This is a genomic window from Stenotrophomonas sp. TWI602, from assembly GCF_039674045.1.
Lineage (GTDB): Bacteria > Pseudomonadota > Gammaproteobacteria > Xanthomonadales > Xanthomonadaceae > Stenotrophomonas.
Genome location: NZ_JBDJMT010000003.1, coordinates 106,017 through 121,792 on the forward strand (window position 1 = coordinate 106,017; position 15,776 = coordinate 121,792).

Annotated in this window: 14 protein-coding genes; 1 reads left to right on the plus strand and 13 read right to left on the minus strand. The window is 67.7% G+C overall.

Translation table 11 applies throughout. From position 1 onward, the window contains the following. Nucleotides 1-518: 518 nt before the first annotated feature. Complete coding sequence (locus ABE483_RS04920; RefSeq protein WP_346481211.1) at nt 519-3,602, plus strand: TonB-dependent receptor; 3,084 nt, start codon at nt 519-521, stop codon at nt 3,600-3,602. 79 nt (nt 3,603-3,681) lie between these two features. Here ABE483_RS04920 and ABE483_RS04925 read toward each other — a convergent pair whose 3' ends face one another. The 13 genes from ABE483_RS04925 to ABE483_RS04985 form a co-directional block, all read right to left on the minus strand. Further along, a complete protein-coding gene (locus tag ABE483_RS04925) occupies nt 3,682-4,413 on the minus strand; it encodes a copper homeostasis protein CutC (RefSeq protein ID WP_346481212.1) in 732 nt (243 codons plus the stop codon). Continuing rightward, the gene (locus ABE483_RS04930) at nt 4,410-5,408 is read right to left on the minus strand and encodes a N(4)-(beta-N-acetylglucosaminyl)-L-asparaginase (protein ID WP_313218176.1); all 999 of its coding nucleotides are present in this window, start codon (nt 5,406-5,408) and stop codon (nt 4,410-4,412) included. The genes ABE483_RS04925 and ABE483_RS04930 overlap by 4 nt, the downstream gene beginning before the upstream one ends. Before the next feature lie 33 nt (nt 5,409-5,441). After that, nucleotides 5,442-6,443 carry a glucokinase gene (locus ABE483_RS04935; protein WP_346481213.1) on the minus strand — a complete coding sequence of 334 codons (1,002 nt, stop codon included), beginning with the start codon at nt 6,441-6,443 and terminating at the stop codon, nt 5,442-5,444. A 145-nt stretch (nt 6,444-6,588) separates the two neighbouring features. Continuing rightward, a complete protein-coding gene (locus ABE483_RS04940; RefSeq protein ID WP_346481214.1) occupies nt 6,589-8,187 on the minus strand; it encodes a calcineurin-like phosphoesterase family protein in 1,599 nt (532 codons plus the stop codon). Nucleotides 8,188-8,280: 93 nt separating this feature from the next. Continuing rightward, entirely contained in the window at nt 8,281-8,907 is a 627-nt protein-coding gene (hisIE, locus tag ABE483_RS04945; protein ID WP_313219177.1) for a bifunctional phosphoribosyl-AMP cyclohydrolase/phosphoribosyl-ATP diphosphatase HisIE, read from the minus strand. 1 nt (nt 8,908) lies between these two features. Next, entirely contained in the window at nt 8,909-9,685 is a 777-nt protein-coding gene (gene hisF, locus ABE483_RS04950; protein WP_346481215.1) for an imidazole glycerol phosphate synthase subunit HisF, read from the minus strand. Beyond that, the gene (hisA, locus tag ABE483_RS04955) at nt 9,679-10,413 is read right to left on the minus strand and encodes a 1-(5-phosphoribosyl)-5-[(5-phosphoribosylamino)methylideneamino]imidazole-4-carboxamide isomerase (RefSeq protein WP_346481216.1); all 735 of its coding nucleotides are present in this window, start codon (nt 10,411-10,413) and stop codon (nt 9,679-9,681) included. Before hisA ends, hisF begins: the two co-directional genes overlap by 7 nt. Beyond that, nucleotides 10,410-11,012 (minus strand): imidazole glycerol phosphate synthase subunit HisH, encoded by a 603-nt coding sequence (gene hisH / locus ABE483_RS04960; protein WP_313211798.1) that lies wholly within the window; start codon nt 11,010-11,012, stop codon nt 10,410-10,412. Before hisH ends, hisA begins: the two co-directional genes overlap by 4 nt. Then, nucleotides 11,009-12,082, minus strand: a complete 1,074-nt coding sequence (gene hisB, locus ABE483_RS04965; RefSeq protein WP_070472965.1) for a bifunctional histidinol-phosphatase/imidazoleglycerol-phosphate dehydratase HisB — start codon at nt 12,080-12,082, stop codon at nt 11,009-11,011. Before hisB ends, hisH begins: the two co-directional genes overlap by 4 nt. Beyond that, nucleotides 12,079-13,167, minus strand: a complete 1,089-nt coding sequence (gene hisC / locus ABE483_RS04970) for a histidinol-phosphate transaminase (protein ID WP_346481217.1) — start codon at nt 13,165-13,167, stop codon at nt 12,079-12,081. Before hisC ends, hisB begins: the two co-directional genes overlap by 4 nt. Further along, nucleotides 13,164-14,459: a histidinol dehydrogenase gene (hisD, locus tag ABE483_RS04975; protein ID WP_346481218.1), complete on the minus strand. Its 1,296-nt coding sequence runs from the start codon at nt 14,457-14,459 to the stop codon at nt 13,164-13,166. The genes hisC and hisD overlap by 4 nt, the downstream gene beginning before the upstream one ends. Then, nucleotides 14,456-15,367: an ATP phosphoribosyltransferase gene (gene hisG / locus ABE483_RS04980; protein ID WP_102788409.1), complete on the minus strand. Its 912-nt coding sequence runs from the start codon at nt 15,365-15,367 to the stop codon at nt 14,456-14,458. Before hisG ends, hisD begins: the two co-directional genes overlap by 4 nt. A gap of 12 nt (nt 15,368-15,379) precedes the next feature. Beyond that, nucleotides 15,380-15,700 (minus strand): YerC/YecD family TrpR-related protein, encoded by a 321-nt coding sequence (locus ABE483_RS04985; protein WP_070472979.1) that lies wholly within the window; start codon nt 15,698-15,700, stop codon nt 15,380-15,382. Nucleotides 15,701-15,776 lie beyond the last annotated feature (76 nt).

Consider the following 15,776-nt stretch of genomic DNA (forward strand, 5'->3'; position numbering starts at 1 on the left):
GCGCCGCTGGTTCCCTGGACTGGGGCGACCCAATCCACACCCCGGTGAATTTAGATCGATTTAAGTAAAGCACGGAGATTTCAACGGATGCATTCTGCGCTGCAACATCGATGGCTGATCGCCAGTACCCGACCCTGCCCCAAGCTGCGCAGTGCCTGGCAGTGCCCGCTGCCGACAGCCGACAACCCGCCTCATCGGTCGATATACCGGGCTAAAGCCCCGGACCCAGCAACGTCGCGGGATCGGCCGGGGTCAACCGAAAGCACGCCCCGTGTCCATATTGCGGAGCAGCATGCTTCCGTTGCGCGGTCGTGCTAAAAATCCCCCGCCAATCGTTTAGATCGATCCAACTTAAAACGGTCACGATTGCCGGAAGTGGGGAGCCGGGGGACTGCCCACGCGATGCATGCGGGACGCGCCAGGCAACTCGACGCTCGAGAGAATTTGGCTCCACCCATTAGATCGATTCAAAGAATTCGTATCGCCACCGTTTCAATCCAGGAGAGGGAGAGAGTGGAATGAAGATGTCACGCATGCACCGCCGCGTTGCGTTGTCCGCGGCCATTGCCAGCGCCTTGGCCACGGCCGTCGTGCCGGCCGCGTTCGCGCAACAAGCCACCCCGGCCACCGGCACACCCGATGCCACCACGCTCGACAGCGTGACCGTCACCGGCTACCGCTACGCCATCGAAAAAAGTCTGCAACAGAAGCGCGACGCCAACGCCGTGGTGGAAGTGATCACCGCCGAAGACGTGGGCAAGTTCCCCGACAAGAACGTGGCCGACGCGCTGCAGCGCGTGCCGGGCGTGGTCATCGAGCGCAGCGGCGGCGAAGGCAAGACCGTCAGTGTCCGCGGCCTGGCCCCGGACCTGACCCTGACCCAGTTGAACGGCAACTACGTGGCGACCTCGGAAACCAACAACGAGGCCACCCGTTCGTTCAACTACACGCTGCTGCCGGCCAACATGCTCTCCAGCGCCGAGCTGTTCAAATCGCCGGAGGCGCGCCTGGATGAAGGCGGCATCGGCGGCACCGTGATCCTGCACACCCGTCGTCCGCTCGACATGGAAGCCAACTCCGGTTACGTGAACCTGGAGGGCACTTCCTCGGACACCAGCCACGACGTGGATCCGCAGGCGTCGGCGCTGTACTCCTGGCACAGCAAGGATGAGCGCTTCGGCGTGCTGGTCGGCGCGACCAAGCAGACCCGCACCAGCCGCACCATGCAGGCGAGCACCGAGGACTACCAGTGGTACGGCAACGGCACCGACGCGGTGGATGCGTACGGCAATCCGCAGCTGCAGGACGGTATCCACTACTGGTGGGGCCAGTCCGGCTTCAATGACCAGAGCGGCCGCAACTACAGCGAGTTCTTCATGCCGACCTCGGTGAACTTCGCCGTGAAGGAAGAGAAGCGCGAGCGCACCGGCGGCCAGTTGACCTTCCAGTTCAAGCCGACCGACAACCTGACGCTGACCGCCAATTACTTCCGCTTCGAGCTGGAAGGCAATTACACCCAGAACATGTTGAAGATCCCGGAATGGAACCTCGCCCGCTTCAACGGCGATGGCAACTGGGACGGTGGCCGCCTGCTCAACGGGCTGAGCTTCGACCCCTCCGGCAGCATCGTGACCGGCGCGCAGTACGAAAAGCTGGCCGGCAAGACGTATTACTGCAGCGAAGAACAGGCCGCGGCCGCTGGCGTGGCACCGGGCGGCTGGGGTCCGGACGACTGCACCATCCCCACCCCGCAGCTGACCGGTACCTACAGCAAGGAAAAGGCGCTCTCGCAGACCGGCGACCTGACCGTCGAGTGGGATATCAGCCCGCTGTGGAAGGCCTCCTTCACCGGTGGCCGTACCTGGTCCGAAGGCGGCCCGTCGATGAACTTCGGCATGTCCGCCAAGCCGCGGCGCCAGGTCGACGGGGTCTGGCAGTCCGGCAACTCGTACAGCGCGTGGGATCTGACCGGTACGCCGAGCGCCACCTTCTCGCCGAACCTGCAGGACCAGTTGATGGCCGGCATCGCCGAGATCGACACCGGCTCGACCGGCTCGTCGTGGATGCAGACCGAGGTCAAGCAGAACTACTTCCAGGCCGACTTCACCAAGCTGTTTGAAAGCGGCTGGCTGGACTCCATCCAGTTCGGTGCCAAGTACCGCGACGGCGATGTGCACCGCAATACCGGCAACACCTACTGGGTGTGCCAGGGCAAGGATCCGGCCGACTACGACAACAACCGTTACCAGGCCGGTTGCGATGCCACCGCCGGTGTCGCCCAGCCGGGCTTCTTCCTGTCCAACCCGATCAGCAACATCGCCGGCGGCTTCAACGCCAACGTGTTCCCGGGCATCAACTATCCCGCCTACATCAACTACCTCAACGAGAAGTACGGCGGGTCGCACAGCCGCAAGGAAGAGGACTTCGTCTACAACGTCAACGAGAAGATCTACTCGGGCTACTTCCAGGCCAACTTCCGTACCGAGCGCCTTCGCGGCAACGTCGGCGTGCGCGTGGTCCGGACCAAGCAGTTCGCCGAATCCAGCGACTCGGTGGAGAAGTTCAACGACTACTTCCAGGACAACGCCGCCGGCTCGCCGATGGGCTGCAACGAACCTGCTGCAGCGCCGCTGATCGCCTCCAACACCGGCTACGTATGCCAGAGCGGCTTCGTGCGCCTGCCGGACGGCCTGGCGCGCGAGAAAACGTACGCGTTCACCTCGATGGACAAGACCTACACGGACTTCCTGCCGAGCTTCAACATCGCCTGGGACATCACCGATACGCTGGTGCTGCGTGGTGCGGCCTCCAAGGTCATCGCACGCCCGAGCTACACCAGCATCGCCGCCCCCGGCGCGCTGAACTACATCAGCGAAGAATACAGCAACGACCGTCGCGTTGCCGGCGGCACGGACACGCCCGGCTGGTACGGCTATGGCAGCAACAAGAACCTGGAGCCGTTCGAAGCGACCCAGTTCGACGTCGGCCTGGAGTGGTACTTCAAGCCCGGCGCGGTGGCGGGCCTGGGCCTGTTCCGCAAGAACGTGGACAACTTCACGGTCCCGGTGGTCCGCGACCAGCAGATGAATGTCGGTGGCGAAACGGTCACGGTGCAGAAGTACGAGACCCAGGCCAACGGTCGTGATGGCGTCTCCCAGGGCGTGGAGCTGTACGGTCAGTACACCTTCGACATGGGCTTCGGTATCCAGGCCAACTACACCTACAACGACACCAACCTGGCCGCCATCGTGCTCGATGGCGAAGAGATTGGTTCCTCGCCGCTGGTGGGCAGCGCCAAGAACCAGGCCAACGTCACCATCTTCTACGAGAACGAGACGTTCCTGGCACGCGCGTCGTACAACCGCCGCGGTGAAGTCGTGGGCGGTCCGGTCAATGGCATGAGCCAGTACTCCGAACCGTACGACCAGCTGGATCTCAACGTGGCCTACAACTTCACCGAAGCACTGACCTTCACCGCCTCGGTGCTGAACGCGACCAAGTCCGAGCAGCGCATCCATCTGGGCAACGACACCAAGGCCCGCCTGGTGTCCAACACCTACACCGGCCGCCAGTTGTACTTCGGCGTGAACTGGAAGTTCTAAGCGTCACCCGCCCCCGCCTCCGGGCGGGGCAACGGTCCTCCACGGCAGCTGCGCTTGCACAGGCGGCTGCCGTTTTTTTTTAATCCAGCGCCGCGCGCAGTGCGTTGACCTGCGCCACGTCGGTGGCGGTCCAGTCCGGTGACAGTCCCATCAGGGCGGGATTGTGGTGACGCATCGCCGAGGGCTGCGTCGTCTTCGCTGAGGCGTGAAGTTCGGTGCACCCACTGCGCTCGGCGACCTCCACGGCGTTGGCCGCCGTGATTCCCGCACCAGCCATGAGTGAGATGCGGTCGCCTGCCTGCGCCACCAGGGCGGCCAGCACATCGGCACCGGCCAGCGCACTGGCCTCCCCGCCCGAACTCAGGATGCGCTGGCAGCCCAGTGTCACAATCTGTTCCAGTGCCGCCGGCAGATCACGCGCGGCATCGAAGGCGCGGTGGAAGGTGATGCCGAGTGGGCCTGCTGCGGACACCAGTTCCCGGCACAACGCCATGTCGATGCCACCGTCGGCATCCAGAGCGCCGATCACCACACCGTCGCAGCCGAGCGCACGGCAGTACGCGATATCGCGCAGCATGATCTCGGCCTCCAGCGCGGTGTAGAGGAAATCGCCGGGACGCGGCCGGATCAGCACGAACAGGGGAATCTGCAGGCGCTCACGGGCGACCGCGATGCTGCCCTGCGACGGCGTGTTGCCGCCCTCGGCGAGGTTGTCGAACAGTTCGATCCGATCCGCGCCGCCCTGCTGGGCGGCCAACGCAGAGGCCACCGAATTCGACGCGATCTCCAGCACCCGGCGCGACGCGCTCACGTCTGTTCGCTCGTGTACACCGAAGCGGAATCGCGCAGGTCGTCCTGCCGGTCCTTGTCGCAGACCGCGTAGACAAAGCCGCGATGCAGCGCGTAGGCGCCGACCTCACCGTGCTTGTTCAACGCGAGGAAGCACACCTGCAGGGTCTTGCTTGCCTCAGGGCGCTTGCGCACCACTCGGGCGATCGCCTCGCGGCAGGCCTCGGCCGGCGAGCGGCCCTGGCGCATCAGCTCGACCACCAGGAAGGAGGCCGCGTTGCGGATCATTTCCTCACCCACGCCCGAGGCCGTCGCCGCACCGACCTCGTTGTCCACGTACAGGCCCGCACCGATGATCGGGCTGTCGCCCACGCGGCCGTGCATCTTCCAGGCCATGCCACTGGTGGTGCAGGCACCGGCCAGACGCCCCTGGGCATCGATGGCGAGCATGCCCAGCGTGTCGTGGTTGCTGCTGTCACCGGGACGGCTGCGCCGCTCGGCATTGATCTCGGGGGTGTACTGCGCGGTCTTGAGCCACTCGCGCCAGGCCTTCTCGGCTTCCGGGGTGAGCAGCTTCCTGCGCTCGAAGCCCTGCTGCACCGCGAACTGCTGCGCGCCCTCGCCCACCAGCATCACGTGCGGGGTCTGCTCCATCACGCGACGCGCCACCGAGACGGGGTGCGCGATATCGCTCAGCGCTGCCACCGAACCGCAGCGGCCATCGCCGTCCATGATGCTGGCATCCAGGCTCAGCACACCGTCACGGTCCGGATTGCCGCAGCGCCCGACGGTGGGATTGCACAGGTCGCTCTCGGCCCAGCGCGCACCGGCTTCCACCGCATCCAGCGCGGAGCCGCCGGTTGAGAGGGTCTTCCAGGCGACCTGGTTGGCCCCTACGCCGAAATCCCAGGTGGACACCACGCGCGCACCGGAGGCGGAACGCGCCTGCAACGTCGGCAGCGCGAGGGCGCCAGCGGCCAGGGCACTGGCCTGGAGAAATCGCCTGCGGTCAGTCATGGGTACGTCTCCAGTGAACGGACAAAGAGGGAATTACACGACGATACAGCGATGCTCCGCATGCCAGACCGCCGCGCCAAGAACACCGAGCTCGCCGTGGTCCACCCGCCAGATCGGCACCTGGCGCAGCACATCGTGCATCACGCCCTTGGCCAGGAACCGCGCGCGGAAACGGCCATCGCGCAGGAACCGGTCCACCCGCGTGGAGATCCCGCCGGCCAGGTAGACCGAGCGCGCACCGAAGGTCGTGGCCAGGTCGCCGGCCAGACTGCCGAGCCAGGCGCAGAACACCTCCAGCGTCTCGACCGCCACCGGATCCACGCCCTCGTGGGCGGCCGCGATCAGGGCCTCGGTGCTGGTCCAGTGGGGTGTGACCCCACGGATGTCGCACAGGCAGGGATACAGGTTCATCAGCCCGCCACCGGACAGCACGCGCTCGTTGTCCACGTGCTCCCAGCGCTGCAGCAGGCGCGAGAGCACCTCCAGTTCCAGCCCGTTGCACGCGTTCAATGCAGCATGGCCGGCCTCGCTGGCCAGCACCGGCCGCTCGCCGCCCTCGAAGCGCAGCGCTGCGCCCAGGCCGGTGCCCGGGCCGAGCACCAGCGCCGGCCAGCGCGGGGTAGCATCGGCGCCCCCGTTGAGGGCCACCAGCGTGTCCGGCGCCACGTGCGGAATCGCATAGGCCACCGCTTCGAAATCGTTGATCAGCGCCAGCGACGCCAGCCCGGAATCGTGACGGGTCCGGGCGACCGAGACCGGCCACGGCAGATTGGTGTTGACCAGGTGGTCACCATCCAGCAGGCCAGCGATCGCGACCACGGCACTGTCCGGCGCTGCCGGCAGTCTGGCGATGAAAGCGGCCAGGATCGCGGCCAGGCTGGGGTGCTCGGCGCAGGTATAGCGCTGCAGGCCGCTCAGCTGTGGCGCAGCGCCCGCCCGCACGGTGGCCAACGCGACGCGGGCGAACGTGCCGCCCACATCGGCCACGATCAGCGTATCAGGGGGGGAATCCCGGTGGGCCGCGGTCCGCGCCACATCAGGTTGAGCCGGAACCGGTACCGCTGCGCTCACTCGCTTGCCTTGGTTGAATCGATTGAATCCCGGCGATTCTCAGGCATCGCCGGGGGAATGCAAAGCCGCCTGCGCCATACAGCGCCGTACTGAACCCACGGCGCCGTGATCAGGGCTTGGCGGTCTGCAGGCGGTAGCTGGTGCTGGCCGTGGCCGTCGGGCCATCGCCCTGCACGGCACGCACCTCCACCTTGTGCTCGCCTACCGGCAGGTTGGTCGGCAGCGCGCCGCGCCACAGGTGCGGCGACGGCGTGGCTTCCGGCGAGCGGTCGAAACCGCGCAGGCGCTCGGCGGTATCGTCGGCGACGTTCTCCTGCAGCAGCCGCGGATCGGGCTGCTCGACACGCTTCATCGGCTGCCAGGCGCCATCGTCCACGCGGTATTCCACCAGCGAATCGGCCTGGCCCATGAACACGTTGGCGTACACGCCCCACGCCGGATACGCGCCCTGGCGCAGCACCTTCGGCGCATGCAGGGCGATCTGGTAATCGTCCGGTGCACGCGCCACGTAATAGCGCAGGCCGTAGTCGCCACCGGGCTTGACCGACAGCACCGCATAGCCATTCGGGGTGCCATCGCTCATGGTTGCATCGGGGATGCCGCTGCTGTCCTTCACGCCCGACCAGAATGCCCCGCAGGCCGCGCCCACGTTGTACTCGTGCAGCGGCTTGCTGCCCTGCCAGCCTTCGGCCGCGCCGTGGTAGTAGTGCTGCTGGGTGTGGCTGTGGCCGCTGAGCACCAGCACGTTCGGAAAGTCCTTGAGCAGCGCGAACAGGCGCGTGCGATCGGCATGGCGGAACGTCTCCCGGCCGGGTGCCGCATCGAACAGCGGGATGTGCATGCCGAGCACGATCAGGCGATCACGCGGCAGGCCCTTGAGGTAATTGCCGAGGAAGGTGAACTGGTCCGCGCGCAGGCCGCCCACGTAGCTCGGCTTGGCCTCGGGGTCGTAGACCACGTCATCGAGGAACACGAAACTCGCGCCCCCCTCTTCGACCGCATAGGTATCCGGGCCATACACGGCGCGCCAGCTGTCCAGCGAGTGCGCATCGTTGCCGGCGTCCATGTCCAGGTCATGGTTGCCCGGCACGTGGAACCACGGCACCTGCAGCTGCGCGGTGACCTTGTTGATGTCCGGGTACAGGCTCAGGTCGTCATTGACGATGTCGCCCAGGGTCGTGCCCAGTCGCGCCGGGTGTTTGCCGATGATCGGCTCGACGATGGCGCGCTGGTAGTAGCCGATGTCCTGGCGGCTGGCGGTCTGCGAATCGGTGAACACCAGCATCTCGAAACCGTTGCGTGCCGCATCGGTGCCCTTGGCCGGTTCCAGCGCGAAATCCCAGTTGCGGGTGGCGCCGCCGGTGGCGCGGATGCCGTCGTACTTCAGCTTCGGCGATCCCTGCGGCGCGTAGTGGCGCCAGTACGAGGGCAACCCGTTGGCGGCGGCCGGGAAGCGGTACTCGTCCGGCTTGATCACGAACACGGTCTGGCCCTCGCGCACCGGCAGGCTGTAGCTGCCATCGGCGGCGGTGCGCACGATCCTTTCGCCGTTGGAGACCTGCACACCGGCCAGGCCGGGATCGGTCGGGCCGCGCCCGGGCTTGCCGTCGCGCTCCTGATACACCTTGCCGGTGACGGTCGTTTCAGCAGCCCAGGCAGGCGAAGTCATCAACAGCAGGCAAGCCAGCCAGGCGGCAGTACGGGTCATCGGGGGCGGTCCGGTCGGGGGTGGGGAATTGTAGAGCCGCACATCATCGCCTGCACCGCGTTTCACCGACGTTAAACGATGTGCAGCCCTGCCCTACCCGGCGTGGCGCGCCGCCAGCACCGCGACCGCATCATCCAGCGACAGCCCACGCGCACGCAGCAGCACGGTCAGATGGAACAGCAGATCGGCCGACTCGCCCAGCAGCGCCTCATCGTCCTGCACCACGCCGGCCAGCGCGGTCTCCACCCCTTCCTCGCCCACCTTCTGTGCGATCCGGCGGATATCACCCTCGAACAGGGAGGTGGTGTAGCTGCCGGCCGGGCGCTGCTGTTCGCGCTCGCGCACCACGGTATCCAAGCGGCCCAGGAAGTTGCCCGGTGCCTGCGGGAAGCAGCTCTCGCTGCCGGTGTGGCAGGTCGGCCCGGCCGGGCGCGCACTCACCAGCAGGGTGTCGTTGTCGCAGTCGATCCGCACGGCGGTCACCGCCAGCACGTTGCCGGAGGATTCACCCTTGGTCCACAGCCGTTGCTTGCTGCGGCTGAAGAAGGTCATATGGCCCGTGGCCAGGGTCTGCTCCAGCGACGCCGCATTGGCATAGCCGAGCATCAGCACGCGCAACGTGTCGGTGTCCTGCACCACCACCGGCAGCAGGCCATCGCCCTTGCCCCAGTCCAGCTGCGCCAGCGCCTCGCGCGACGGCTGCACGTCAATCAAACCCACTTCAATAGACATCTCGAACCTCGATCTGCTGCTCGCGCAGGAACTGTTTGAGCGCGGGAATGGCGATGGCCCCACTGTGGAACACGCTGGCGGCCAATGCGCCGTCAACGTCGGCCTGGTCGAACACATCGGCGAAGTGCTGCATCTCGCCCGCGCCGCCGGAGGCGATCAGCGGCACCTGGCACAGCGCACGGGCCTGGCGCAGCTGGGCCACGTCATAGCCGCGACGCACGCCATCGCTGTCCATGCAGTTGAGCACGATCTCGCCGGCCCCGCGGCGCTGTGCCTCCACCACCCAGTCCAGGGTACGGACCGCCACCGCCTGGGTCTTGTCCGGATCGCCGCTGAAGCGGCGCACCCGCCATTCGCCGTCCGTCTCGCGCACCGAATCGATACCGACCACCACGCATTGGACGCCGAAGGCATCGGCCAGCTCCTCGATCAGCTCGGGCCGACCGAGGGCCGGCGAGTTGATCGAGATTTTGTCGGCGCCGGCATGCAGTACGCGCCGTGCGGTCTCCACATCGCTGATGCCGCCGGCCACGCAGAACGGAATGTCGATCAGGCGCGCGATGCGCTCGATCCAGGCCACGTCCACCGCGCGCCCTTCCGGGCTGGCGCCGATGTCGTAGAACACGAGTTCATCGGCGCCCTGGTCGCGGTAACGCATCGCCAGCTCGGCGATATCGCCCATGTCCACGTGATCGCGGAAGCGCACGCCCTTGACCACGCGACCATCGCGCACATCCAGGCACGGAATCAGGCGGCGGCTCAACATGCCAGCGCTCCTTCCAGGGTCATGCGCCCCTCCAGCAATGCCTTGCCGAGGATCGCCCCGCCGCAGCCGACCGCCTTGGCCTGGGCGACATCGTCGGCATCACGCACGCCGCCAGAGGCCTGCACCGCCACGCCGGGAAGCAGTGTGGCCAGATGCTGGTAGAGATCGATGTTCGGCCCGGACAGCATGCCGTCGCGCGCGATATCCGTGCACAGCAGGTGCTGCATGCCGGCCTCGGCGTAGCGCTGGGCCAACACGTCCAGCGTGTCCTCGGCGGTCTCGGTCCAGCCATGCACCGGCAGCAGCCAGCGGCCATCCTCGGCCTGGCGCGCGTCAAGCGCGATGGTCAGCCGGTCCGGGCCGAACTCGCGCAGCCAGCCGATCACCGTCGCCGGTTCGCGCACCGACACCGAGCCGACCACCACGCGGGTGGCACCGGCGTCGAGGATGCGCGCGACGTCATCGCGCGAGCGCACACCGCCGCCGGTCTGCACCTTCAGGCCGGTCTGCGACGCGATCGAGGAGAGCAGCGGTGCCAGCGTGTAACCACCGGCACGGGCCGCATCCAGATCCACCAGGTGCATCCAGCCCGCGCCCGCCGCGGCAAAGGCCTGCGCGCGCGGCAGCGGGTCATCGCCGTAGGTGGTCTGTTGCGCGTAGTCACCCTGCAGCAGCCGTACCACGCGGCCTTTGCGGATATCCAGGGCGGGATAGACGATGAAACTCATGTCGGTTCGTTCTCGATGAAATTGCGCAGGATGCGCGCGCCGGTATCGGCCGAGCGCTCCGGGTGGAACTGGGCGCCACTGTGCCGGCCGCGCTGCACGACGGCCGCGAACAGCCCGCCGTGATCGCACGCCGCCACGGTGTCTTCGCCCAGGGGGGCGGCGTAGCTGTGTACGAAGTACGCGCTGGCCCGGGCCGGCACGCCCGCCAGCAGCGGCGACGCGCGCAGGGGCAGCAGCCGGTTCCAGCCCATGTGCGGCACACGGATGCCGGTGGCAGGACGCAGGTGGCGAACGACCCCGGGCAACAGGCCCAGGCATTCGACATGGCCCTCTTCAGAGCCATCGAACAGCAGTTGCATGCCCAGGCAGATCCCAAGCAGCGGTACCTGCAGCTCGCGCAGCGGCTGCACCAGACCCTGCGCATGCAGACGCGCCATGCCGTGCGGGGCCGCGCCGACGCCGGGCAGGATCACCCGCGAGACACCTTCGAGCCCCTGCGCATCGCGCACCAGCCGCACCTGCACGCCCAGCCGTTCCAGCGCATAGCGGACCGAACCGAGGTTGGCCCCACCCGCATCGATCAGCGCAACCTCGGTCACAGTGCCCCCTTGGTGCTCGGCAGCGCGGTGCCCTGCCGCGGCAAGGCCTGGCGCAGCGCGCGCGCCAGCGCCTTGAAGCAGGCCTCGACCTTGTGGTGGTCGTTGTCGCCGCGCACGCTCAGGTGCAGATTCAACCCGGCCGCATCGCACAGCGAGCGGAAGAAGTGCGGCACCAGCTCGGTCGGCATGTCACCCACGCGCTCGCGCTTGAACTCGCCTTCGAACACGAAATACGGGCGGCCGCTGAAATCCAGCGCGGCACTGGCCAGGGTCTCGTCCATCGGCAGGGTGAAGCCGTAACGGCCGATGCCACGCTTGTCGCCGAGTGCCTCGCGCAGGGCCTGGCCCAGCGCCAGGCCGGTGTCTTCAATGGTGTGGTGCTCATCGATGTGCAGGTCGCCCTCGGCCTGCACACTCAGTGCGAAGCCGCCGTGCTTGCCGATCTGCTCCAGCATGTGATCGAAGAACGGCAGCCCGGTGTGGGTCTGCGGCTCGGCGGTGCGGTCCAGATCGACGTCAACCCGGATCTTCGTTTCTTTGGTATTGCGCTGCACGGTGGCGCGGCGCGGCGCATCGGCCAGCTCATGCGCGATCGAGGTCCAGTCCCAGTCGCCGCCAAACTGCTCGGTGCGCAGCTGGAAACCGCGGATCTTCATGTTCTCGGCGAACTGGATATCGGTCAGGCGGTCGCCCACCATCGCCGAGCGTGCCCAGTCGATGCTGCGGTCCTGCAGATACGGCAGCATCAGGCCGATGCCCGGCTTGCGGGTCGGTGCGTTGTCCTGCGGCCAGGTGCCGTCGATCAGTACGTCACGGAAGGTGATGCCCTGGCTGGCGAAGATCTGCAGCATCAGGTCGTTGGGGCCATCGAAGCTGGCCTGCGGATAGCCTTCGCTGCCCAGGCCATCCTGGTTGCTGACGATCACGAACTGATAGCCCGCATCGCGCAGCTTGAGCATCGCCGGGATCACATCGCGCACGAAGCGCAGCTTCTCGTAGGCGTCGATCTGGAAATCGGCGGGCTCTTCGATCAGGGTGCCGTCGCGGTCGACGAACAGAATCGGGGTCATGCGGCAGCCCTCCGGGCCATCAGGGCGGCGAGTACGCGGTCGTTCTGTTCCGGACTGCCGAGGGTGATGCGCAGTGCATCGCCCAGCTGCGGCGCGGCACGCTGGTCACGCACCACCACGCCGGCCGCGAGCAGCGCATCAAACGCGCCTTGGGCGTCGGCAAAACGGACCAGCAGGTAGTTGCCCTGCGAGGGATAGACACGCACCACACCGGGCAGCGCGGCCAGGCCGGACTGCAGGCGGGTACGTTCGGCTTTGATCTGCGCGATGCGCCGGGTAGTCACGGCCAGGCTCTCGGCGCCGAGACCGGCCAATGCCAACTCGGCACAGGGCGCGGGCACCGGGTATGGCGCCTGGCAGCGGCGCAGCAGCTGGATCAGCGCGGCATCGGCGATCAGGCTGCCAATGCGGGCGGCCGCCAGCGCATGCGCCTTGGACAGCGTGCGCAGCACGGCGATGTTCTCGTAACGGCTCAACAGCGTGGTCGCGGACGGCTGCTCGGCGTACTCCCCGTAGGCCTCATCCACCACCACCAGCGCCCTGCCCTGCAATGCCGTGGCCACCCGCTCGATCTCGGCCAGGGTGATCACACTGCCCGCGGGATTGGACGGCGAGCACAGGAACACCAGCTTGGCGTTGCCCGACAGCGCCGCGGCAATGACGGCATCGATATCGGCGACCAGCGCATCGCCCTGATCGACCAGCGGCACCTCGATCAACGGCGCGTTCTGCAGGCGCGCGCAGACGGCATACATGCCGAACACCGGCGGCGTGGTCACCACCGCATCGCGGCCCGGCTCGCACAGCGCGCGTACCAGCAGATCGATGGCCTCGTCGCTGCCGCGGCCGATCAGCAGTTGTTCGGACGAGCAGCCGTACAGCTCGGCCAGCCGATCACGCAGCGCCGCTGGCTGCGGGTCGGGATAGCGGCGCGCCCCACCGGCGACGTCGGCCGGATTGGCCCAGGCCGATTCATTCGCGTTGAGCCAGACATCGCCGACCAGCGCACTGCTGCGCGCCGAGGAATACCCCGCAAACGCCTGCAGGTCGGCACGCACCAGGGACAGGATGGAGGCAGTGCTCATGCGGCCACCTCCATGCGCAGCGTCACCGCGTTTTCGTGGGCGTCCAGGCCTTCGGCGCGTGCCAGCACGCGGGCACACTCGCCGATCGCTGCGATGCCAGCGGCCGTGGCCGACTGCACGCTGATCAGGTTCTGGAAGCTGGCCACGCTGACGCCGCTGTAGGCGCGGGCAGCGCCGGCGGTCGGCAGCACGTGGTTGGTGCCACTGCAGTAATCGCCGAGCGCTTCGGGGGTGTAGTCGCCCAGGAACACAGACCCGGCCGCGTCCACCTTGTCCAACCACGCGCGCGGCTCGCGCAGCGCCAGGATCAGGTGCTCCGGCGCATACCGGTTGCTGATCGCGAAGGCGTCGTCCAGCGAATCGACCAGGATCAGGCGCGAGGACGCCAGCGCCTGCGCGGCGATGTCCGCACGCGACAGCTGCGCCAGCTGCGCTTCAACCGCCGCCTCGACCCGGTCCACCATCGCCGCGTCGTCGGTCAGCAGCAGCACCTGCGAATCCGGGCCGTGCTCGGCCTGCGAGAGCAGATCGGCGGCGACGAACGCCGGCGTGGCACCCGCATCGGCAATCACCAGCACTTCGGACGGCCCGGCCGGCATGTCGATCGCCGCGGCACCGTCCTGGGCGACCTGCTGCTTGGCTTCGGTCACGTAACTATTGCCCGGGCCATAGAGCTTGTCGCACGCCGGCACGCTGTCAGTGCCATACGCCATCGCCGCGATCGCCTGGGCACCGCCCAGCTTGAACACGCGGTGCACGCCGGTCAGGCGTGCGGCCACCAGCACGGCCGGATCGGCACTGCCGTCCTTGCGTGGCGGCGTGCACAACACGACTTCCCGGCAGCCGGCCAGCTGTGCGGGCACCCCCAGCATCAGCGCGGTGGACGGCAACGGCGCGCTGCCGGCCGGCACATACAGACCCACCCGACCGATCGGCCGCACCACGCGTTCGCAACGCACGCCGGGCGCGGTCTCGACCGCATAGCCCTGGGTCATTCCGGCCTGGTGGAAGGTACGGATGCGCGCGGCCGCATCGATCATCGCCTGGCGCAGCTCGGCCGAGACGGCCTGCTCGGCGGCGGCGAACTCCGCCTCGCTGACCTCGAAGGTCGCCGGTGCCACGCCGTCGAAGCGCAGGGTGATCTCACGCAGTGCGGCATCACCGCCCTGGCGCACTGCCGCGATCAACGCGGCAACGGACTCACGGGTGCGCGCCGCCACGGCCTGGACCGGGCGTTGCAGCGCCTGCGCCTGGGCGCCGGCATCCAATTGGGACCACGTCAAACGATTCATGCCAGCGACCGCTCCACACTCAATACCATCAAGCCCTGCGCGCCCGCGCGCTCCAGGTCCTCCAACCGCTGCCAGGTCAACGCACCGTGGCACATGGTCTGCAAACGCAGGTGGCCGCCGTCATCGGGCAACTGCACCAGCGGATCGGCGTCGGGCAGCAGGCGGGTCAACTCGGAGACCCGGTCCAGCGCGGCGCGGAACATCAGCAGCTTGCTGTCCTGCACGTTCACCACGCCATCGAGGCGACGCAGCAGCATCGCCATCAGACCGGCGCGGGCGTCATCGGGCGTGCGGACCGGGCCGGCCAGCACCGCCTCGCTTTCCAGCAGGGTTTCGACCGGCTTGAGCTGGTTGGCGGCCAGGGTGGCGCCGCTGGACACCAGATCGCAGATCAGGTCGGCGGTGCCCAGGCGCGGGGCGATTTCGACCGAACCCGACAGCTCGACCACCTGGGCATCCACGCCGCGCGCGGCCAGCCAGTCGGCCAGGATCGCGGGGTAGCTGGTGGCGATGCGCTTGCCGGCCAGCTGCTCCACGCCCGTCCATTCCCACTCCTCCGGCACCGCCAGCATCAACCGGCACTGGCCGAAGTTCAGCCCGCGCAGCGCCTGGTAGGCATCCGGCAGGCCGATCCGGCGGCGGGCGGCGCCCTGCTCGTCCAGCTCGTTGCGGCCGACGATGCCGAAATCGCAGACGCCATCGGCGATCAGGCCGGGGATGTCGTCATCGCGGACCAGCAGCAGGTCCACCGGCAGCGACTCGCCGTAGCAGAACAGCTTGTCGCGGCTCTGCCGCCAGCTCAGCCCGCAGGCGGTCAGCAGGCTGCGGGCGGGCTCGGCCAGCCGCCCGTTCTTCTGGATGGCGATACGCAGCCGGTCACGTGCCGGGGCGGTCTGGGTTGCACTCATGGGGAGGCTCACTTACTCGGATTCGGGGGAAGACGGCGTGGCGGCAATGGCGGCGGCATAGCCGCCGTGGCCATGCTCCAGCGAACGCGCCACGCGCCCGGTGGTGGTCACGCTGACGCCGGTCAGTTCGTGGATTTCGCGATACGGCACGCCCTGCTGCAGCAGCGGCACCACCTTCCAGCGGTCCGACAGCGCCTCCAGCTCGGCCGGGGTGCACAGGTCGCGCAGGAACGCGGTGACCTGTTCGGCGCTGGACAGCGCGGCGAAGGCCGCAGCCAGGCAGGCCAGATCGGCCTGGGCGTCTTTTTCTCGGGGGGCGGGGCGTAGTTTCATCGTATCAATGTAATAGCGTGCTATTACATTAGCGCAAACGAAGCTCCAGGGTCAAACCGGGTGGCTGCTCGGATCA